Source organism: Brevibacterium gallinarum, assembly GCF_014836885.1.
Lineage (GTDB): Bacteria > Actinomycetota > Actinomycetes > Actinomycetales > Brevibacteriaceae > Brevibacterium > Brevibacterium gallinarum.
In genome coordinates, this window is the sequence record NZ_JACSPY010000007.1 from 166,292 (window position 1) to 185,978 (window position 19,687).

Genomic DNA, 19,687 nt, shown 5'->3' on the forward strand with positions numbered 1-19,687 from the left:
AGGCGGGTCATCCGTGCAGGTTCCTGCGCCGGTATCCGATCAGGCCGGCGATGACGAGCACACCGGCTGCAAGGGCCAGCAGGATAACCGGCAGCCATTCCATGTCATCGGCTGGCACGCGTGGCACATAGCCGAAGGGCGAGAGCTTCGCCGTCCACTCGTCGAGCTGAAGGATCGGCCCGAAGTAGCCGGTGAAACCGGCGTATCCGAGCAGCAGCCACACCGCGATGCTCAGGCGCGGCGCCCATCCGACGACCAGGGCGGCCAGGCCGACGAAGACCAACACGCCGGATGTGTAGACAAGGGCGGCAGCGAAGATCTTGCCGACGATGCCCGGGTCATCGACCGTGCCGGCACCAAGAGCCGACATGCCGATGGCGGCAAGGGCGAGCATAATGGGGGCGGCAACGAGCGCAATGAGGACATGCGAGGACATCCACGTCATCCGCGACTGCCAGTTCGCCAGCAGCGCCTCGGAGCAGCCCTTCTCCTCTTCGCCCTTGATGCGCAGCACCGCACCGATGCAGAACACGGCTGCGAGGATTGCGATGATACTCATGACCATGACGAGGAAGGATTCGACGACACTGGCACCGCCGATCGAGCTCACTGCTCCTTCGATGACGTCGACACCTGCGATCATGTCCTCGACATCGCCGAGGAACGGGCCGTACATCGCGCCGAAGGCGATGAGGGCGAACGCGTAGGCGATGATCGACGGGCGCAGCAGTCGCAGCGCGAATCCACCTGGGGTGGTGAGCGCCCTGCTGGCGCGCGGACGTCCCGGGCGCGCCGACACCAGTCCGGAGGCGACATCCCGGCGCGTGCTCAGCCACGCACCGACCAGGCTGAGGACAGCACCGGCACCCAGGCAGAGGGCCAGCGGCCACCAGTCGTTGTCGAGGTACGGGTAGGTGCGCTGGCCCCAGCCGATCGGCGAGGCCCAGGCCACTCCGTTGTCCGCCGAATCACCGGCGGCGCGCAGGGCATAGGCGACGAGCACGAGTCCGATGCCGATCTCGCCTGCTGTCCGGGAGCTCTGGAAGATCTGCACGATGAAAGCCGCGCAGCCGACGAAGGCGATGCCGATGCCTGCGTGGACGGCCCCGTAGAGAATCGATCCCGGCCAGTCGACGGAGTCGATGGCGAGCACCCCCAGACCGGCGGCGATGAGCGCACCGATGATGACGTTGACGAGCACCGCCTCGGCTACGGCTGCCGACAGGGGCGCGTGACGTCCGACGGTGCCGGCGCGGGTGAGTTCGGCCCGGCCGGTCTCCTCTTCTGTCCGGGTATGGCGGATGACGAGGAGGACGGACATGATGCCGATGAGGACGCCGGTGAAGCCGATCATCTGATGGGAGAGGATCGAGCCGAGGGTGTAGTCGCGCAGGTATTCGATCGGGCCGGTGAAGGCCAGCCCGGCAGGGGTGCCCATGGTCTGGGCGACAACCTGGCGGTCGGCCTCTGTCTCGTACAGGGCCGGAAACGTCACAGCGAGACCAAGGGTGCCGCCGGCGATGCCGATGATCCAGCAGATAGTGCGCACAAAGTCGCGTCTGAGCGCAGTGCGCAGCAGCGCACCAGTGCCCACAAGTGCGTGGCTCGGCCCGCGGACTGCACGCGGCGGCTGCAGCGGTGTCAGCGTCCGGGCGGGAGCGGTGGTCGTCATCATCAGTGTGCCGCCTCGTGCATCGTGCCGGTCGTGGGCTCGGGGTCATCGCCGTAGTGGCGCAGCATGAGCTCCTCAAGTGTGGGCGGATGGCAGGTGAGCGTGTCGAAGCCGTGGGTTCCCAGGTGCTGGAGTATCTCGTTGAGGTGTTCGCCGTCGACGGTGAGTGTGACCTGGTGGCCGTCCTGCCTGAGGTCGTGGACGCCGGGCAGCGCCGGGATGTCCCCGGCGGGAGTCAGCGTGCGCGCCTCGATGTGCGTGCGGCTCAGGTGCCGCATCTGCACGAGCGTGCCGGTTTCGACGATGACTCCCTGCCGGATGATCGAGATCTGGTCGGCGAGCTTCTCGACCTGGGCGAGGATGTGGCTGGAGAGCAGGAATGTGCGCCCCTCATCGCGCAGCTGGCCGACGACGGCATCGAAGGTCGCCTCCATGAGCGGATCAAGGCCCGAGGTCGGCTCGTCGAGCAGCACCAGTTCAGCATCCGAGGACAGAGCTGCGATGATGGCGACCTTCTGCCTGTTGCCCTTGGAGTACGTGCGGCACTTCTTGCGCGGATCGAGATCGAAGGCCTCGATCAGTTCGCTGCGGCGCGTGGCAGAGCCGGAGCCGTGCAGGCGGCCGAGGACGTCGAGGGCTTCTCCCCCGCTGAGATTCGGCCACAGGGCCACGTCGCCGGGCACATAGGCCATGCGCCGGTGCAGCGCGACGGCGTCATGCCACGGGTCTCCGCCGAGCACCTCGGCGGTGCCGCCGTCAGCGCGCAGCATGCCGAGCAGCACACGGATCGTGGTGGACTTGCCCGCGCCGTTGGGTCCGAGGAAACCGTGCACCTGGCCGGGTTCAACCGTGAGATCGAGTCCGTCGAGGGCGGTGAATGATCCGAAGCGCTTGGTCAGCCCGCAGGTCTGGATTGCCGGTGTCATGTGTGGTCCTTCCGTGGGGCCGTGCCCGAGGTGCCGGTGGCGTCTGGGGTGTGATCCGCCGGCTGGACGCCGGGGTTGTGGGCAGCGTTGTCGCCCATGAGGTCGGTGGCGCTGACGAGTATGACGGGATCGGTGAGGATCTCACCGGCGAGCTGAGCCCATTCGAAGGCCGAGTCGGTGGCGTCGTCGAGCAGGTCGATGTCGAGGTGGCGTTTGACGTGGCGGTGCATGACCATGGCTCCGAGCTGCCACATGGTCAGCACCGTGATGTACTGCGGTAGTTTGGGCGTATCGCGCAGAATGCCGCTGTCGACGCCGATGTGCATGTACTCGAGGGCATCCTCGACCAGCGTGTCGACGAGCTCATCGACGTGCTCACTGCCGGTCGACAGCGTCTGCACCAGGTAGGACATCAACGCCGAGCCGATGAAGTGTTCGCGGATCGCCTGAAGTGCGTCCTGTCCGGGCCTGCTGAGGCCGAGCTCCTTCTGCTCCTTGATCTGTTCGGCGAGGTACTCATCGCAGGCGGCGCGCAGCCCGTCCTTCGTGCCGAAGTGGTGGGTGATGAGCGGTGTCGTGACCCCGGCGTCGGCAGCGATGTCCTTGAGGCGCGCTTTGTCGATGCCCTCGGCGGCGAAACGGCGGATCGCCGCCTGGCGGATCCGGGCCCGTGCGGTCAGATCCTCTGACCCGATGCCTGCTGGGGCCTGTCTGCGCGTTACCGAGTCCGGTGACTGAGCTGATCTGTCGTCGCCTCGCACTGTGACTCCCTTTCGTACTTTACGCGATAAAGCCTGCTGTTACTGATAAAGGTACGGGATGCGGGAGACGACGTCAAGCACTGCAGTGCTCATGTCAGCGGCCGGACGCATCCGGGCCGGTAGAATGTGCTCATCAGTGCCCGCCTCATCAGGAGGTTCTTCCATGGAAGGGCTCGTCAGCACAGCGCTTATCGCTATCGGCACCGGATCGGCGGCCGGACTGCGGCCGTACTTCACGGTCTTCTTCCTCGGCCTGGCCAAGCTGCTCATCCCGGCAGACGCTCCCGGTGCGATCAGCGGGGTCATCACGCAGATTCCCGACATCGTCGCCGACCCGTGGGTGCTCGGCATCACCGGTGTGCTGGCCGTCGGCGAGTTCCTCGTCGATAAGTTCCAGTTCTTCGATCAGGCCTGGGATGTCATCCACAGCGTGCTGCGCCCGGTCTTCGGTGCCCTCATCGGCCTGCAGGTCGGCGATGAGTACGGCGCCACCGCGATGGTGACCGGCGCGGTGCTCGGCGGAGCGACTGCCACCGGTGTGAGTGTGGGGAAGTCAACGCTGCGCGGTCTGGTGAATCTGCTGCCCGAACCGGTGACGAACGTGCTCACGAGTTTCGGGGAGGACACGGCCGCCGTCATCGTCCTCATCGGCGTCGTGGTGGTGCCGCCGCTGGCGGCCCTGGCCGGTCTGGTGCTGCTGGGCATCGGGATCTGGCTGTTCGTCAGACTCCGCCGCGTCTGGGCTGCGGCTCAGGCCCGGCTGTCCGGGAATGGCAGCGCATCCGCCGCCAGGCGAGGGCCTGGCAGCGCTCCGCGCTCCGGTTCGACAGCTGCCGGACGCGGAGAGGCGCCGTTCACCTCGGTGCGCGAGATCCTTCAGGCCGGTGCCTCCGAGGCACCCGCGACGGATGAGACCGGTTCGCCTCCGCGCCGGGACGAGGATCGGCTCTGACTCTCACCTGCACCGCATGATGCGGTGCCGGGCGTGTTCAGCGTGCTGAGTTGACGCTCAGCGTTCTGAGTTGACGCGGGTGAGAACCGCCCGGGCGGCGTCGACGCAGGCGTAGCGGTCGGTGGTGATGTAGACGTCGAACTCGACGCGCCCCTCAGGCCCCGGGTCGTTCTTCCGGGAGGCGGTGACCATGCCCGACCAGTCCGGTCCGACGACGATGAGCCCGTATTCGTTGCGCAGCGGGTCGGAGTGGTCGATGCGACCGCTGCGCACACCGGGCACCGGTGCGACGTCGAAGCCGCCGGAGAGCATCGCGGAGAACCCGCAGACCTGCTGGATGGATGCGAACCGCTCGGCGGTGTCCTCCCATACATCTTCCTGCTCACCGTAGATGCCGATGATGACGATCGAGCTCGAACCATTGAGCGCGCGGCGCTGGAGCGATTTGAGTTCGGAGCCCACGAGCGCCTCGTCCATGACGAGCGGGTCGTGCTTGAGGCTCTGGCAGATGGAGAACGGGGTGCCCTGCACCAGCCGGTTGCGGGTGAAGTGGTCGACGAGCGGGTCGTCGTAGAGCTTGTCGACGGGGCTGGGCGCCCGCGTCGGCTCACCGATGAGCGGGCCGGTGACATAGCGGGCGCCGATCGCACGCACCTGGCGCATATCCGCCTCGGTCGCCACTCCCTCGGCGATGACGACGGCGTCGGTGCGTTCGACGTGCGCGCGCAGCAGGCGGATGAGCTCGGCAAGTTCGTCGCGGTCCTCCATATGCAGCACATCCGGATGCAGGCTCACGATCGAGGGATTGACCAGCGGCAGGAAGGCAGCCGTGCGCAGATCGGGGCCGATCGACTTCATGCCGATGCCCCAGCCGAGCTGGCGGGCCTGGCGCACCGAGCGCAGCACGGTGGCCGGTGCCCCGGCGATCCGCTCGGGGTCGAGCTGCAGGATGACCGAACGCTCGGGTTCGTCTGTGCGGTCTTCGAGGGTGACAAGCGATTCAGGTTCAGCCCCGAGGAACAGCCGGGTGGAGGCGCCCAGCCCGGCAGAGGCGGCATCGCGCAGAGCGATGTAGCGCAGGGAGGAGTCGAAGTCCCCGATCATCCCGGAGGTGCGCACATCAGCACGCAGGCCTGCGAACTCATCGATGCGCTCGCAGTCGCTCCCCGCCTCCCCGTCCGCCCGGGCCGGAAGCACTGTGTAGCCGACGGTCTCAAAGCTCGACGCCTCTGCCACCGGTGCGAAGTAGCTGTTGACGAGGCCGTGCCGGATCAGTCCTTCGATCTCGCTCGACGCCGATACATCGGCGGGTGTCGACAGCACGAGATGTCCTTTCCGTTGGCGGCTGAGTCCTGTTGAGCGCATTCAGTGTCTCACACGCAACGGACACCGAACACGGCAGAAAGTCGTTTATGACAAGACTGATACACGACTGCCGGAAATCGATATCTGCACCCCTGCCGGAAGGCGCCCACCGCCTCGGGAGCGGATCGCTCAGCGCTGCGGATCCTCGCCGACGATCTCGATCGCACCGGTCATGGCGACGGCCTCGTGGTGGTGTTCGGGCAGGCTGAAGTGCAGCGTCTCTCCTCCGTCGAGGAGGCGCTCGTCGTCCCACACGCGGACCTTGACCTTCGAGGTTTCGTGCGAGCGGCTGGTGAGGACGAGTTCGCGCGCCGAGCAGCGCACGTCGATGACCTGGCCCTGGAACAGCACCCTGAAACGCACGCCGGTGAGCTTCTCCGGCAGGCGGGGGCGGAACTCGATGCGGTCGTAGCGGATGAGCACGCCGACGAAGGCGCGCACGACGACGTCGACGGTGCCGGCCATCGCGCCGAGGTGGATGCCCTCCTGCGTGGTGCCCCATTGGGTGTCGTGCAGGTCGATGACCAGCGACTCCTGCCACACGTCCCAGGCTTCGGGCCGGCCGATCGCAGCCAGCACGGCGGCGTTGACGACATTGGACAGGCTCGAGCCGTTCGTCGACCGGGCGGTGTAGTAATCGACGGTCTGCTCGACCTGGCTCATCGTGTACCGGTAGCCCATCCGGCCGAGTTCCCGGATGAGGCCGTTGGCGCCGAGCAGGTAGATGAGCATTGTGACGTCGGCCTGCTTGGACAGCTTGTAGTTGTTCGTCGAGTCGCCCTCGGCCTCCATGATGAGGTCCATCCGGCCGATGTTGCCGTACTTCTTGCGGTAGGCGGCCCAGTCGAGCTCCTCCAGGTCGTCGTAGCCGTCGAACTGGCTGATGATGCCGTCGGCGTTGAAGGGCACCGCCAGGCGGGCGGCGAGCCGGCCCCACAGCGTGATCTCAGCCGGCTGGATGTTGAGCCGGAAGATGAGGTCCTCGGCGGCATAGGAGGGCAGCAGCCGGAAGATCTCGACGGCGTGGCGGCACACCCAGGCGGTCATGATGTTGGTGTAGGCGTTGTCGCGCAGCCCTGAGCCGGGCGTGCCGGGATAGCCGTCGTGGAACTCATCAGGGCCCATGACGTCGTTGATGTGGAAGCGGTCGGTCTCGGCGTCGTACGTGGCCAGTGAGGCGAACAGGCGGGTGATCTCGATGACGAGCTCGCCGCCCTGCTCGGCCAGCCAGCCGACGTCCTCCGTGGCGCGGTAGTGCTGCCAGGCGTTGTAGGCGATCGCCAGGCCCACATGCTTCTGCCGCCAGGAGTTGTCCGGCATCCAGCGTCCAGCCCGCCGGTTGAACAGCTCGACCGGGGTCTCCTCACGGCCGTCCGAACCCGACTGCCAGGGAAACAGCGCCCCTTCGAGTCCGGCTTCGCGGGCGAGGTGGCGGGCGGCGTTGAGCCGGCGCCAGCGGTAGAGCAGCAGCGATTTCGAGATCTCAGGCAGCCGCAGGTTCACCAGCGGCAGCACGAAGAGCTCATCCCAGAAGATGTGGCCGCGATACCCTTCTCCGTGCAGGCCGCGGGCCGGGGTGCCGGTGTCGGCGAACACCGTGTGCGGAGACAGCGACTGCAGCAGGTGGAAGGTGTGCAGGTGCAGCAGCAGCTGGGTGTTGGAGTCGGCTTCGACCTCGACGTCGAAGCGCTCCCACAGCCGCTGCAGGGCCGCTGTGTGCCCGGGCAGCAGATTCTCGTAGCCGATCGCCGGCAGCCAGTTGAGCTCATCGACTGCACCTTCGCGCACGGAGGTGAGCGCATCGTCGCGGGAGTTGACCAGAGCGGTCGTCGTGTCGATGCCGACGGTCGCCCCCTGCCGCATCTCGATCGTGGCATCGGTGAAGATGCCGGCGGGATACTCGACCGGATGCACCTTCACACCGGCCTCCTCATCGGTCTGCCGGACGGCGTGCTCTCCGAGATGGATCTGCGTGCGCTGGGCGATGGCGATGCGCAGCTTGCTCTGGCTCGTCTCGACTTCGGCCAGCAGCGTGCCGTCGGCGGCGAACTGCTGGAAGGTCGTCATCAGGTGCTTCTTCGACAGCGCATCGTACTCCCGGACGTTGTCGTTGATGACGTTCATGTCGATACCGGTGCGCACGACGATCGGATCGGCGGTGTTGACCGGCGTGATCTGCGTGAGCATCGCTGCGACATGCTTGCGGTCCATCGAGACGAGCCGCTGCTGGCGGATGATGAGCTCGCGCTCCTGCGCGTCGGTCAGCGCCAATTCGCGGGTGAGCACACCGTTGGCGAACGACAGGGTGCGCTGACCGCTGACGATCGCCAACCCGCCGGCTGAGAACCAGTCCCCGTCGGCGAATCGGATGTCGCAGACGTTCCAGTTCGGCAGGTTGACCAGCGACTCGTGCTCCAGATCGCGGCCGTTGACGTGGCTCCACAGCCGGTTGAAGATCCCAGCCATGTACGAACCGGGGTAATGGGAGTGCCCAGCCGGCGCCTCGGGAGCGGCCCCGCGCAGCGACATGTACCCGTTCGCCAGCGTCGTCAGCGCCTCCCGGCGCCCCTCATGCTCGGGTTCGAAACCGGCGAAGCTCAACTCCCAGGGGTCCTGGGGCACGATGCCCAGGTCGAGCTCATTGGCGTCGGTGACGACCACATCGGCCCCGGCTGCCTCCAGATCGGCGCGGTTGCGGTCGCGGGCGATGCCGACGACGAGGCCGAACTCACCGGTGCGGGCAGCCTGGACTCCGGAGACGGCATCTTCGAGCACCGCACATTCCCGCGGCGGGAATCCGAGCAGTTCGGCGGCTGCGACGAAGGTGTCGGGGGCGGGTTTGCCGGGCAGACCGCGGTCGCGGGCGACCTGACCGTCGATGACGACATCGAAGAGCTCGGCGATGCCGGCAGTCTCCAGCAGCCGCGGGGCGTTGCGGCTGGCGGTCACCAGCCCGATCGGGGTGCCGCCGCGGCGCAGCCGCTCGATGAGCTTGACGGTGCCGGAGAACACCTCGATGCCCTCGCGTTCGAGCAGCACGGAGAAGTAGTCGTTCTTGCGCCGGGCCAGGCCGTGGATGGTGTGGGCCGAGGACGGATCGTCATCACTGCCTTCAGGCAGGAAGATGTTGCGGGCATTGAGGAAGGTGCGCACGCCGTCCTCGCGCGGGCGGCCGTCGACGTAGCGGCGGTAGTCCTCGACCCCGTCGAAGGGCGTGGTGTCGATGTGGTGGCTCAGCGGCAGGTCGCCGCTGGTGACCTCGGGACTGGCGAGCACGTCGTCGAACAGCCGCTTCCAGGCGATCGCATGCAGGGAGGCCGTGTCGGTGACGACGCCGTCCATGTCGAAGATGACCGCTGACCATGGGGTTGTGACGATCGTGTTCATGGTCTCCTGCTCGCTGGACGAAGGTGTGCGGCGCGCAGCGACCGAAGGCGCCGGCTTGCGTCCAGCCTAGCGAGAACCCGGCGACATGGCACTCACCGGCAGATGAACGTCCGGTGGCGATCGGCCGGGCAGCTCGCCGTGCGCCCTGGGCCTCAGCTGCGCGCAGCTGCCGGCTGCCGGCCCTGCCGCCAGTCGACGATGCCGACCACCGCCGAGGCGGTGACGACGACGGCGATGACCGCGAAGGCTGCGCTGAAGGCGGCTGTCCAGCCGTAACCGGCCTGCACGGCGAAGAACACCGAGGTGACCACCGCCAGGCCCATGGCGGTGCCCATCCGCTGACCGGTCTGCAGCACCCCGCCGGCGGCACCGGCGTAGGTGATCGGCACCTCGACGAGGGCCAGCGTCTGGTTGGGACTGATGACCAGCCCCTGGGCGATGCCGATGAACGATACGGCGATGACGACGAGGGCGAACGGCCAGCCGGCGGTGTCGTGCATGATGACGGCGCCGATGCCGGCCAGCAGCCCGAAGATCGCCAGTGCCATGCCGACGAGCACGAGGGGGCGGCCGAGGCGGATGACGTACTGGCCGGCGATCGCTGAGGAGATCGCCGAGCAGATCGCAGCAGGCAGGCCGATGAGCCCGGCCTGCAGAGCGGTGAAGCCCAGCCCGTTCTGGGCGTAGACGGCGATGACGACCCACACGCTGGTGGTGCCGAAGAAGTACAGGGAGATGAGCAGTGCGCCGTTAGCGAAGGTGCGGGTGCGGAACAGGTCCATGTCGACCATCGGGCTGCGGCCGCGGCGCTTGTAGCGGTTCTCCCAGATGACCCAGGCGATGATGAGCGCGATGCCGAGCACCCCGAGGAAGAGGTAGGACAGGGCTGCCGCGCCGACGAGCAGCGGCACGAGCACCCCGAGGGTTCCCAGGCCCAGCAGCGTCACACCGACGAGGTCGAGGTCGGGTCTGGCACCCGGTGCCGTCGTGGTCTCCGGGGGCTCCCAGGCTGAGCGCGGGAAGAAGATCATCGCCAGCGTCACGGCGAGGATGACGAAGGGCACGTTGATGAGGAACGACATCCGCCAGCCGAGGTCCTCGCCGAAGAACCGCACGAGCACCCCGCCGAGTGCCGGCCCGACGGCGACGGACACGCCGATCGCCGAACCCATCAGCCCGAAGGCCCTGCCCCGGGCAGCACCGGAGAAGTACTGCTGGATGAGCCCGACGACCTGCGGATTCAGCAGGCCGGAGCCCACACCCATGAGCAGACGGGCGAGGTTGAGCACGAGCGGGTTCGGGGCGAAGCCGGCCAGCAGGGAGGCTGCGCCGAAGACGATGAGCCCGGCGATGAACAGCTTGCCGCGACCGAACAGGTCACCTGCGCGCCCGGCGGGCACGAGGATGACGCCGAAGGTCAGGGTGTAGCCGGTGAGCACCCATTGCAGGGCGGTGTTCGACGCGTCGAGGGAGCTGCCGATGGCCGGCAGCACGACGTTGACGATCGACACCGACAGCAGCGACATGGACAGCGGCACGAGGGCGATGAGGAGGATGCGGCGCTGATCGTCGCTCATCTTGGGGGTCTGCGCTGACCCTGTCTGCGCCTCCGCGTGCCGTTTGTCTGCCATTTCTCCATTCCTACACCCCCGGCCTCTGGCCTGGCAATACTGCGCGGTCGCTGCTGCGCACGGCCGGTGGAGCGGGTCTCGTTACGATGGGCGCATGGACAGCTTCCCGCCATCTCCGCCGCCTGCCGAGAGCGCACCTGTCGCCGCGCGCGGCGCCGGCCGCTACGCCCCGAGCCCGAGCGGCCGGCTGCACATCGGCAATCTGCGCACCGGGGTGCTCGCCTGGCTGTGCGCGCACTCCACGGGCCGGGACTTCCGCTGGCGGATCGAAGACCTCGACCGGGTCCAGGCCGGGGCTGCCGAGCAGCAGCTGGCCGACTTCGCCGCACTCGGCGTCACCCCCGACGGTCCGCTCATCATCCAGTCAGAGCGCACGGAGCTCTACGGGGACGTCATCGACGCGCTCGCTGCGGCCGGGTTCGTCTATGAGTGCTACTGCTCGCGCAGAGACATCCAGTCTGCGCCCTCTGCTCCGCACACTCCCCCGGGTGCTTATCCGGGCACCTGCCGGAATCTGACAGCGTCGGTTCGTGAGGCTGAGCGCACCCGGCTGGCAGGCAACGGCCGGCAGCCGGCACTGCGGCTGGATGCGCAGGCGGCTGCGCAGCTGCTGGAGGTGCCGGTGCGGGCCTCCGGTCCCGAGGTGGTGGTCGCCGATGCGCTGCTCGGTGACGTCCGCGGGTTCATCGATGACTTCGTGCTGCGCCGCGGTGACGGCGTCCACTCCTATCATCTGGCGGTCGTCGTCGATGATCTGGCGATGGGCATCGACCAGGTGGTGCGGGCCGATGACCTGGCCTCCTCGACGCCGCGGCAGGTGTTCTTCGCCTGGCTGCTGGATCGAGTCAGCCCGGAGCTGATCGGCACAAAAGCCGGGCGTGCGGAGATCGAATGGGTGCATGTGCCGCTCGTACTCGGGCCCAGCGGACAGCGGCTGGCCAAACGCGACGGTGCCGTGACGCTCGGTGATCTGGCCGGCACCGGTTTCGACTTCTTCGCCTGGCTCGGCAGCTCGCTCGGCTTCGGCCCGTGGGATGGCCTGGCGCAGGCGCGCGCGGAGTTCGATCTGACTGCCATGACGCGCCAGCCTGCGGTCTTCGATCCGGCAGACTGGATTCAGCCGCCTGGCTGACTGGGTTCAGGCGTCCGGCTGACTGGGTTCAGGCGTCCGGCTGACTGGGTTCAGGCGACTGCCGGCTGAGCCTCGGCCAGCACCTGCCGGTAGATCGCTTCGAAGGTGTCAAGGGTGTGGCGCACGTCGTGGCGGGACACGAGCTCCCGGGAGGCCCGTCCCATCTGCTGCCGGTCAGTGTCGCTCATCGTCAGCAGCCGGGTGAAGGCATCGGTCAGTGCGTCGACGCTGCGCGGTTCGAACAGGTAGCCGTTCTCACCGTGACGGCACAGATGCGGCAGCGCGACCGCATCGGCGAGGACGACCGGTTTGCCTGAGGCCATCGCCTCCAGGGTCGCGATGCTCTGCAGCTCTGCGGTGCTGGGCATGCAGAAGAACGTCGCCTCCTGGTAGGCGCGCACGAGCTCCTCGTCGCTGACCTTGCCGCGCAGCCGCACCCGGTCGGCCACACCGAGTTCGGCAGCCAAAGCGCGCAGCGGCTCGGCCTCAGATCCGGCGCCGATGATGTCAGCGTGCAGGTTGAGGCTCGGGTCGGTGCGCGCGAGGGCTGCGATCAGGTCGCCGATGTTCTTCTCCAGTGACAGCCGCCCGACGAACAGCACCGTCGGGTGCGTCTGCTCGACGTCATCAGCGGCGAAGAAGTGGGACAGGTCGATGCCGCAGGACACCGCCTGGATGGAGCTGCGGAACCCGTTCTCGGTCAGCAGATCGGCAGACAGCTGGGTCGGCACGGTGAGATAGTCGGCTTTCTCGAAGCACCGCCGCAGATCCCACCAGGCGGCAGCGCTGCCGTAGCGCAGCAGCCTTTCGGGCGCATTGAGGTAGGGGCGGACGTTGTCGGGCATGAAGTGGTTCGTCGCCACCACCGGGATGCCGCGTTTGCGGGACTCGCTGAGCGCATAGCGGCCGATGACGAAGTGCGCCTGCGCATGCACCACATCGGGACGGATGAGGTCGAGCAGGCGGGACACCTCGGGCTTGGTCTCCCAGGGCACGCAGATCGTCCACGTCGGGTGCAGGTACCAGCGGTGGGAGCGGATGCGGTGGACGAGCACGCCGTCCTCCCGCGCCGTCGACGGTGTGCCGGTGGCCGAGGGGCAGATGACGTGCACCTCATGGCCGCGGGCGGCCAGCCCGGTGGCCAGGGTCTGCGCGAAGGTCGCGGCACCGTTGACCTCGGGGGCGTAGGTCTCGGTGGGGATGCAGATGCGCAGGGTGGTGCGGTCAGCCGGGGCAGTGCTCTGCTCGGTCTCAGTCAACGATCGTCCTCATCGGGGTGGGTGCCGTACTTGTCGTTCATGCGCTGGCGCTCCTTGGCCACCACGTCTGGATGATACCGGGACAGCGCGATGACCGCCCAGCAGGCGATCGCCCCGGTGACGGCCATGAGCACGATCTGGAGGATGGAGGCTTCCATGGCTTCGCCGAGCACGATCGAGCCGAGCAGCACCGCGAAGATCGGGTCGATGACGGTCAGGCCGGCGATGACCATCTCCGGTGGTCCGGCGGCATAGGCGGCCTGGACGAACCACGAGCCGATGATCCCGGCCAGCGCGAGGCTGATGACGTTGAACCAGGTGATCCCGCCGGTCCCGGAGTCGAAGAACTGGTTGGAGATGATGTGCACGTTCGTCGCGACGGTGGCGAACAGCAGGCCGGAGCCGGTGATGAGCAGCAGCTGCGGCGGGTGGTTGCGCACGAGGATGACGACACCGAAGATCACCGCGAGCGCCAGTGCGATCCAGGCAACGCGGTGGGCGCTGGACCCGTAGTGGACCTCGTAGCGGCCGATGACCGCAGCCACGGCGACGAAGGCTGCAAGGGAGAGCCCGCAGGCGGCCACGGCGAGGGTGATCGTGCGGGTGAGCGCCAGGCCGCGGTGGACGACGGCGAGGATGACAGCGGTGATGAGAGCGACCGCCCCGATCGGCTGAACGACCATCACCGGGGCGATGGCCAGGGCGATGATGTTGGCGGCGTTGCCGAGGATGAGGACGATGAGCCCGAGCAGCCAGGTGCGGTTGGTGAAGATGCGGGCGAACTCCTGGACCCGGAACCGGGTGGAGTCCTCCTCGCGCTGGTTGACGCCGCTGTGCTGCAGCAGCGCGGCGTACGCCAGTGCGATCGCAGCGAACAGCGCCAGGCTGATGGCCAGTAGGGTCGTCACCCGGCCAGTGTAGCCCCCGGCCCGCAGGTGAGGCTCACACGGCACCAGGCGGTTCCTCACATACGGGACTCAGCGACGCCTCACATCCAGGACTCAGAGACGCCGCGCGTGCCGGGATCCTGTGCGGATCGGCTCAATCGGACGTGAGGCACGTCACCGCTGGGGTGATTTGAGAACTGCGCGATCCCGGTGCTAGAGTTGTTTCTCGCGTGATCATCACGATGACGCTATTCCTCCGTAGCTCAGTTGGCAGAGCATTCGACTGTTAATCGAAGGGTCGCTGGTTCGAGCCCAGCCGGGGGAGCCACTGCCCCGCTCCGTGTGAGCGGGGCTTTTTCGTGCCTGCAGGCAGCCGATGATGAGCTCAAGCGGCCCGGGCTCACCGCGCGGCGACGAGTCCGCGGTACTGCGGGAAGCGCTCGAGGTAGCGCTCGACGTATGAGCACATCGGGATGATCTTCTCGTCGCGCTCGGCCAGCTGCTGGAGCACCTTCGTCACGAGGGTGCGCGCGTAGCCCTGCCGGCCGAAGGCCTCGTCGATGATGGTGTGCTGGAGCTCGTACACCCCGGGTTCGGGCATCGTGTAGCCGAGGAATCCGACGAAGGTCCGCTCCGGCCCGGACAGCCACAGTTCGAACCGGTCGCGTGAGAGGTTGTCGACGACCTCGACGGGATTGCTGACGAGAACAGGGTCTTCCATGGGGAACTCCTCCTGGGGTCGGTGGTGATGAGTCTAGCTCAGGGGCTGCCTTTCGCCGGCGACGTAGACCGCGCTGGGTGCGAGGTGAAGCCACTCCGCCGGGTTGAGGGCGAAGGGGTCGCGCTCATAGAGCTGGAAGTCGGCGTGCGCGCCGGGGGCCAGCGTGCCGAGGGTGTCCTCTTCGAAGGAGGTGTAGGCCGCGTCCGAGGTGTAGGCGCGGATCGCCTCGGCGAGGGTGATGTTCTGCTCGGCATCGAGGACCTGGCCGGTCTTCGTCGTCCGGGTCACCGCCCCGTAGATGCCCTCCCACGGGTTGCCGTTGGTGACCGGGACGTCGGAGTTGCCCGGCGCGACGATGCCGCGGTCGATGAAGGACCGGTGCGGGTAGACCCGCGGCATCCGGTCGCGCCCGAGCACCTTGAGGTAGGAGTCGCCGAGGTGGTAGATGAAGCCGACGGATGAGCAGGCGATGATGTTCCACTCAGCGAGGAAGTCGAGGTCCTCCGCAGCCGGCAGGGTGCAGTGCTCGATGCGGGTGCGGCGGGTGCGCACCGCCTCATCGTCGCCGATGTTCTTGAGGGCACGGCGGGCCTGTGCGATGGCGGCATCGCCGATGCTGTGGATGGCCAGCCGCAGTCCGCCGGCCACCGCCTCACGCAGATGCCGGGTGAGAGTCTCATCGTCGATGTAGAGGATCCCGGTCTCGTCGCTGTGCTCGTACGGGCAGCACAGGGCAGCGGTCTTGCCGCCCACTCCCCCGTCGAGGACGAACTTCGCCCCTTGGATGCGCATCCAGTCATCGCCGAGCCCGCTGGTGACACCGGCAGCCAGTGCCGCGTCGAGGATGCCGTCGTAGCCCATCTGGGTCAGGGCCCACAGCCACGGCCGCAGGCGGATGCTCAGCTGCCGGCTGGCGGCGAGTTCGGTGTACAGGCGCAGGTCGGTGCGGCTGGTGGACATGTCGTGGACGGTGGTGATGCCCCAGTCGAGGAACTGCTGCTGGGCGCGGGCGAACCCGCCGGAGAGCTCATCGGGGGCGTAGTCGGGGACGGTGATGAGATCCATCGCCTTCTCCTGGCACAGCCCGGTGAGCCGGCCGCTGCCGTCCCTGACCAGCCGCCCGCCGACCGGGTCCGGGGTGTCGTCGTCGATACCGCAGACGTCGAGTGCCTTCGAGTTCACCAGCAGCATGTGCCGGCAGGTGCGGGTGAGCACGACCGGATGGTCCGGTGCCGCTGCGTCGAGGTCCGCGCGAGTGGGGACCCGGTCGTCTTCGAGGTATGTCTCATCCCAGCCGGCTCCGCGGATCCACCCGCCGGGCTCCGTGGCGTTCGCGGCGTCGCGGATGGCGTTCTGGATGTCGGCGATGCTGTCGACGACATCGGGGCGCACGTCGACCTGCAGGAGGGTCCGGCCGTACATGCTCGGGTGGCCGTGGCTTTCGATGAACCCGGGCATGACGCATTGGCCGTCGACGTCGATGATCTCACCGGCGCGGGCGTCTGCGGCGTCGTCGCCGCTGGCGGTGATCCGGCCGTTGCTGATGTGCAGCGTGGTCGGTGCGGTGAAGTGATCGGCGGCAAGCAGGCGCGCATTGCGCAGCGTGATCTGGCTCATGCTCCAACCCTAATGCAGGGTTGCCGGCGCCGGGCGTGGTCATCGCGTCGGCGGTGGGGTCATCTCGACGTCGCTGCCGAAGGCCGCCTCGACGGCGTGGGCCCATTCGCCGTCGTCGGCCGCAGCGGCGATCCCCTCGGCGATCGCCTCGGCCAGAGCGGGGTCCTCGGTGCGCATCCGGATCCAGTATCCGGCCGGGCGCAGCCGGTCCTCGCTCAGCGTCAGTGCCTGCGGGTCCTGCGCGACGAGTGCCTGCAGGTCGAGGTCGGCGCCGACGACAGCATCGACCTCGCCGGCTGTCAGCGCGGCGGCGCAGTCGGACAGCGATTCGCGTTCGACCACCGCAGCGGTGGTCTCCTCCTCGATCGCCTGCTTGCCGGGTGAGCCGGGCAGTGCGCAGACCTGCTGGCCGGTCAGCTCGCTGAACTCCGACAGATCCGATGCTGCCGGGCTCAGCAGACCCTGGCCGCCGAGATGGTAGGGCCCGGCCAGATCAGCTGGGATTGCAGGGGCGTCGGTGGCAGCGTCGCCGGTGCCTGAGTCGTCGGTGCCAGAATCGCCGCTGCCTGAGCCGTCTGTGGCAGTGTCCTCGGTGATTTCGCCTGCGCCACCATCGGGCTCGGTGGTCTCCGCCGCCGAGGCGGTGGCGGCCGGTCCGGGTGCCGCGTCGAGTCCCTCGATGGGCTGGCCGTCGGTGTCGATGAGGAGGTCAGCGGCTGGTTCCTCGCCTGCGAGCAGGGAAGCCGGGTCCGCGGATGCGTCGACCCATGTGATCTGGTGGGCGGCGAAGCCGAGGCGTCCGGCGATGAGGCTGCCGATCTCGGCGTGGAACCCGGCCGGCACCGTCTTCCCCGCAGAGAGATATCCCAGCCCCGGCTGGTCGAAGGGCACCCCGATGCGCAGCATCGCCGCGTCGCTGGCATCCGTCCAGATCGGGCTGTCCTTGACGGCGGCGTCGGAGTCGACGGTGTAGTCGTGGGCGGGTTCGGCACTGCTGCCGGCCTCATCGGTGATCCCGCAGCCGGCGGCGAGCAGGGCGATTCCTGCGAGTGCGGCTGCGGTGGAGAGCCTGCGGCGTGCTCGGGTGTCAGAAGTCGGCACGCGTCATCACCGGCATCACGTGATAGGCCGGCTCCTCGTACGGGTGGGCGGCGAGCATCGCGTCGAGTGCGGTGGCGGTGAGCTCGGCTGGGCAGATGACTTCGATGCGCTCTTCTGCGACCTCTTCCGGGGTGCCGATATCGCCGATCGTCGGGTTGGCGCCGGTGCCTGGGGTGAAGCGGCCGGTGCCGCGACTGGAGAAGGAGCAGCCCGTGTAGTCGCCGATCGCCCCAGCTCCGCCGGCAGCCAGTGCAGCACGCACGGCATCAGCAGAATCGATGGGTGTGTAGACGACGATGACGCAGTTCGACATGACCTCAGCCTAGCGGCTGGACTGCCTGCTGCCGGTGCGCCAACACGCCCTGTCACCACAGGCGCGGGAGCCCAGCCACTGTCATGAGACGCGCGGGAGCCCGATGACTGTCATGGGACGCGCGCGGAAACGCGGTCACCTGCCGGTGAGCGCCTCGGTGAGCACCGCACCAGCAGATGCCGGGTTCTCACCGGAGCCTGGCTCGGTGGGTTCGACGATGACGACACCGACGAGTCCGCCGCGCTGTCCGATCGCCCACGGGCCCGCTGTGCTGGCAGATACCGCATCGCCGCCGGTGCTGCGATGCCGCCCGGGCAGATCGATGAGATGCGGTTCGAGGACAGGCTGGAGCACGTCGCGCTCGTCCTTGGTCAGGCTCTCATCGCGTGCCGGCAGTGTCAGGTCCTCTCCTCCGGCTGACTGCACGAGGCTGGCTGCGGGCTGCTGCCCGGTGAGCACCCGGGCTGCGGCGATGGCGACAGACACCGGGCTGCCGCTGGGCTGCCCTCCGGTCGACACGACCGCCGGCATGCCCAGGTCGACGCGCTCGATGCCGAGCGCCGCCAGCACCTCTCCACCAGCGGCACCCCGTGATGCGGCCAGCGCTTCGGTGAGCGCGTGTGCCGGTGAGTCCGGATAGCTGCCGGTCAGCGCCCGGTCGAAACCGGCGTCCCCACCGGCATTGGCGACGGCCCGGATGTGCCCGCTTTCGGCATCGATGACGACGATGCCGACCGGTGCGCCGGCGGCTTCGGCAGCGGCGTCGGCGCGCTGCTGAAGCTCGCGTTCGATCGAGGTCACCACCGGCGGTGCCGGCACGGCGTCGACGCTGAGGATCGGTTCACCGTCGACAAGCAGCTCGACCCCGGCTCGGCCGGAGAGCTGCTGCTGATACAGCTTCTGCAGACCCGACCGGCCGACAAGGTCGCCGTCGCGCAGCAGCGGATCCTCCTCCAGGTCCTCGGCAGTCGCGGCGCCGACCCGGCCGAGCAGCAGGGGTGCCAGCCCCCGGTGCACCGGCACGGACATGTCCTGGCTGCGGAACACCGTACCGGGGATCGGGCGCAGCTCATCGGCGATATCGCGGTAGTCATCGACGCGGATCGTGACGACCGGGACGAAGGCATGCGCGGCTGCCGCCTCGATGCGGCCGGCCAGTGCCTCGGCATCGATCTCAGCGAAGCCGGCGAGCGCGGCAGCGGTGTCGTCTGCGGTCTGGGCCGGATCGTCGGTGCGGGCCGGTTCGACGCCGACGCTGATGACCGGTTCGACGCTGGTGAGCACCTCATCGCCGAAGCCGAGGATCTTCGCCCGCTGCGCGGCTTCGACCTCTGCGGTGATCTCAGCGTCGGTGTGCAGCTGCGGGTGGACGACCTCGGGTCCGTATTCGGCCTTCCACGACAGCTGGTCCTTCACCACATCGACGTTCGAGGTGTAGGACCAGTCCGGGACCTGGGTGCGCGAACGCGGGTTCGTCTGCCACGCCCACGCCAGGGTGGCCCGCTGCCGGGAGGAGTCGATCTCGGTGAGCTCGATGACCTTCACGGCCACCGGTGCGTGCAGACCGGCAGGCCGCAGGTGGAGCTTGAGCTGATCGTGGGCCCGGCCGGCGGCGCCTGGATCGGTCCAGGGGCCGGCTGCCACGGCGTCGTCGGCAAACGACTGTGCCGCACGCTTGGCTGTGTCGAGCGGTGAGGAGCCCAGCTGCGGGTTGATGCCGGCGATGATGATGAGCACTGCTGCCACCGCTGCCGCTGCGACAGCGGCGAGCATCCAGCCGGTGCGCCTCGCTCGGGCCATCTCGTCTCCCCCATCGGTCCGGTCGCCTCCCGGCCGTGCGTTCCGGCCGCTGCCGGAAGGCCGGAAGCCACCGGTGCCAGCCTAGCTGTACTTCCTCGGGAGGTTGTGATCGGGATTTGAGGTGAAAGAAGACCTCCGATATCGAAGTGGGTAACCACACTCA

Annotated in this window: 15 protein-coding genes and 1 tRNA gene; 3 read left to right on the plus strand and 13 right to left on the minus strand. The window is 68.1% G+C overall.

From position 1 onward, the window contains the following. Window positions 1-7: 7 nt before the first annotated feature. From H9634_RS08985 to H9634_RS08995, 3 genes are read right to left on the minus strand one after another with little or no spacing between them, the layout of a single operon-like run. Window positions 8-1,675 carry an ABC transporter permease gene (locus H9634_RS08985; protein WP_225210745.1) on the minus strand — a complete coding sequence of 556 codons (1,668 nt, stop codon included), beginning with the start codon at window positions 1,673-1,675 and terminating at the stop codon, window positions 8-10. After that, on the minus strand, window positions 1,675-2,598 hold the full coding sequence (locus H9634_RS08990; RefSeq protein ID WP_191726341.1) for an ABC transporter ATP-binding protein: 924 nt from the start codon (window positions 2,596-2,598) through the stop codon (window positions 1,675-1,677). Before H9634_RS08990 ends, H9634_RS08985 begins: the two co-directional genes overlap by 1 nt. Further along, entirely contained in the window at window positions 2,595-3,359 is a 765-nt protein-coding gene (locus H9634_RS08995; protein WP_191726342.1) for a TetR/AcrR family transcriptional regulator, read from the minus strand. Before H9634_RS08995 ends, H9634_RS08990 begins: the two co-directional genes overlap by 4 nt. Window positions 3,360-3,522: 163 nt before the next feature. Here H9634_RS08995 and H9634_RS09000 point away from each other — a divergent pair, with 163 nt between their 5' ends. Then, entirely contained in the window at window positions 3,523-4,311 is a 789-nt protein-coding gene (locus tag H9634_RS09000; protein WP_191726343.1) for a DUF4126 domain-containing protein, read from the plus strand. 57 nt (window positions 4,312-4,368) lie between these two features. Here H9634_RS09000 and H9634_RS09005 read toward each other — a convergent pair whose 3' ends face one another. The 3 genes from H9634_RS09005 to H9634_RS09015 all read right to left on the minus strand — a co-directional run bounded on the left by H9634_RS09005 (window position 4,369) and on the right by H9634_RS09015 (window position 10,640). After that, window positions 4,369-5,634, minus strand: a complete 1,266-nt coding sequence (locus H9634_RS09005; protein WP_318245056.1) for an EAL domain-containing protein — start codon at window positions 5,632-5,634, stop codon at window positions 4,369-4,371. 171 nt (window positions 5,635-5,805) lie between these two features. Beyond that, a complete protein-coding gene (locus H9634_RS09010) occupies window positions 5,806-9,063 on the minus strand; it encodes a beta-phosphoglucomutase family hydrolase (protein WP_191726345.1) in 3,258 nt (1,085 codons plus the stop codon). A gap of 152 nt (window positions 9,064-9,215) precedes the next feature. Next, entirely contained in the window at window positions 9,216-10,640 is a 1,425-nt protein-coding gene (locus H9634_RS09015) for an MFS transporter (protein ID WP_225210746.1), read from the minus strand. A 148-nt stretch (window positions 10,641-10,788) separates the two neighbouring features. Here H9634_RS09015 and gluQRS point away from each other — a divergent pair, with 148 nt between their 5' ends. Further along, the gene (gene gluQRS / locus H9634_RS09020; protein WP_191726347.1) at window positions 10,789-11,826 is read left to right on the plus strand and encodes a tRNA glutamyl-Q(34) synthetase GluQRS; all 1,038 of its coding nucleotides are present in this window, start codon (window positions 10,789-10,791) and stop codon (window positions 11,824-11,826) included. A 50-nt stretch (window positions 11,827-11,876) separates the two neighbouring features. Here the strand turns inward: gluQRS and H9634_RS09025 are convergent, their stop codons facing one another. Together H9634_RS09025 and H9634_RS09030 are read right to left on the minus strand one after the other, a co-directional pair. Beyond that, on the minus strand, window positions 11,877-13,085 hold the full coding sequence (locus tag H9634_RS09025; protein ID WP_225210747.1) for a glycosyltransferase: 1,209 nt from the start codon (window positions 13,083-13,085) through the stop codon (window positions 11,877-11,879). Further along, entirely contained in the window at window positions 13,082-13,993 is a 912-nt protein-coding gene (locus H9634_RS09030; protein WP_318245057.1) for a DMT family transporter, read from the minus strand. Before H9634_RS09030 ends, H9634_RS09025 begins: the two co-directional genes overlap by 4 nt. 231 nt (window positions 13,994-14,224) lie before the next feature. Here H9634_RS09030 and H9634_RS09035 point away from each other — a divergent pair. Beyond that, window positions 14,225-14,300: transfer RNA gene (locus H9634_RS09035), tRNA-Asn, on the plus strand. Between the two features lie 72 nt (window positions 14,301-14,372). Here the strand turns inward: H9634_RS09035 and H9634_RS09040 are convergent. The 5 genes from H9634_RS09040 to H9634_RS09060 all read right to left on the minus strand — a co-directional run bounded on the left by H9634_RS09040 (window position 14,373) and on the right by H9634_RS09060 (window position 19,524). Continuing rightward, complete coding sequence (locus H9634_RS09040; RefSeq protein ID WP_175294623.1) at window positions 14,373-14,693, minus strand: GNAT family N-acetyltransferase; 321 nt, start codon at window positions 14,691-14,693, stop codon at window positions 14,373-14,375. A gap of 33 nt (window positions 14,694-14,726) precedes the next feature. Further along, window positions 14,727-16,310 carry an amidohydrolase gene (locus H9634_RS09045; RefSeq protein ID WP_191726348.1) on the minus strand — a complete coding sequence of 528 codons (1,584 nt, stop codon included), beginning with the start codon at window positions 16,308-16,310 and terminating at the stop codon, window positions 14,727-14,729. Between the two features lie 39 nt (window positions 16,311-16,349). Beyond that, window positions 16,350-17,411: a type 2 periplasmic-binding domain-containing protein gene (locus H9634_RS09050; protein WP_191726349.1), complete on the minus strand. Its 1,062-nt coding sequence runs from the start codon at window positions 17,409-17,411 to the stop codon at window positions 16,350-16,352. Beyond that, window positions 17,398-17,724: a hypothetical protein gene (locus H9634_RS09055; protein ID WP_191726350.1), complete on the minus strand. Its 327-nt coding sequence runs from the start codon at window positions 17,722-17,724 to the stop codon at window positions 17,398-17,400. Before H9634_RS09055 ends, H9634_RS09050 begins: the two co-directional genes overlap by 14 nt. 135 nt (window positions 17,725-17,859) lie before the next feature. Further along, window positions 17,860-19,524 carry a penicillin-binding protein 2 gene (locus H9634_RS09060; RefSeq protein WP_191726351.1) on the minus strand — a complete coding sequence of 555 codons (1,665 nt, stop codon included), beginning with the start codon at window positions 19,522-19,524 and terminating at the stop codon, window positions 17,860-17,862. Window positions 19,525-19,687: the final 163 nt, after the last annotated feature.

Bases quoted from the DNA above. Each gene is read 5' to 3' on its own strand.
- gluQRS (WP_191726347.1), top strand. From the start codon at position 10,789: ATGGACAGCTTCCCGCCATCTCCGCCGCCTGCCGAGAGCGCACCTGTC.
- H9634_RS09010 (WP_191726345.1), bottom strand. From the start codon at position 9,063: ATGAACACGATCGTCACAACCCCATGGTCAGCGGTCATCTTCGACATG.
- H9634_RS09060 (WP_191726351.1), bottom strand. From the start codon at position 19,524: ATGGCCCGAGCGAGGCGCACCGGCTGGATGCTCGCCGCTGTCGCAGCG.
- H9634_RS09015 (WP_225210746.1), bottom strand. From the start codon at position 10,640: ATGAGCGACGATCAGCGCCGCATCCTCCTCATCGCCCTCGTGCCGCTG.
- H9634_RS09055 (WP_191726350.1), bottom strand. From the start codon at position 17,724: ATGTCGAACTGCGTCATCGTCGTCTACACACCCATCGATTCTGCTGAT.
- H9634_RS09040 (WP_175294623.1), bottom strand. From the start codon at position 14,693: ATGGAAGACCCTGTTCTCGTCAGCAATCCCGTCGAGGTCGTCGACAAC.
- H9634_RS08990 (WP_191726341.1), bottom strand. From the start codon at position 2,598: ATGACACCGGCAATCCAGACCTGCGGGCTGACCAAGCGCTTCGGATCA.
- H9634_RS09000 (WP_191726343.1), top strand. From the start codon at position 3,523: ATGGAAGGGCTCGTCAGCACAGCGCTTATCGCTATCGGCACCGGATCG.
- H9634_RS09045 (WP_191726348.1), bottom strand. From the start codon at position 16,310: ATGAGCCAGATCACGCTGCGCAATGCGCGCCTGCTTGCCGCCGATCAC.
- H9634_RS08985 (WP_225210745.1), bottom strand. From the start codon at position 1,675: ATGATGACGACCACCGCTCCCGCCCGGACGCTGACACCGCTGCAGCCG.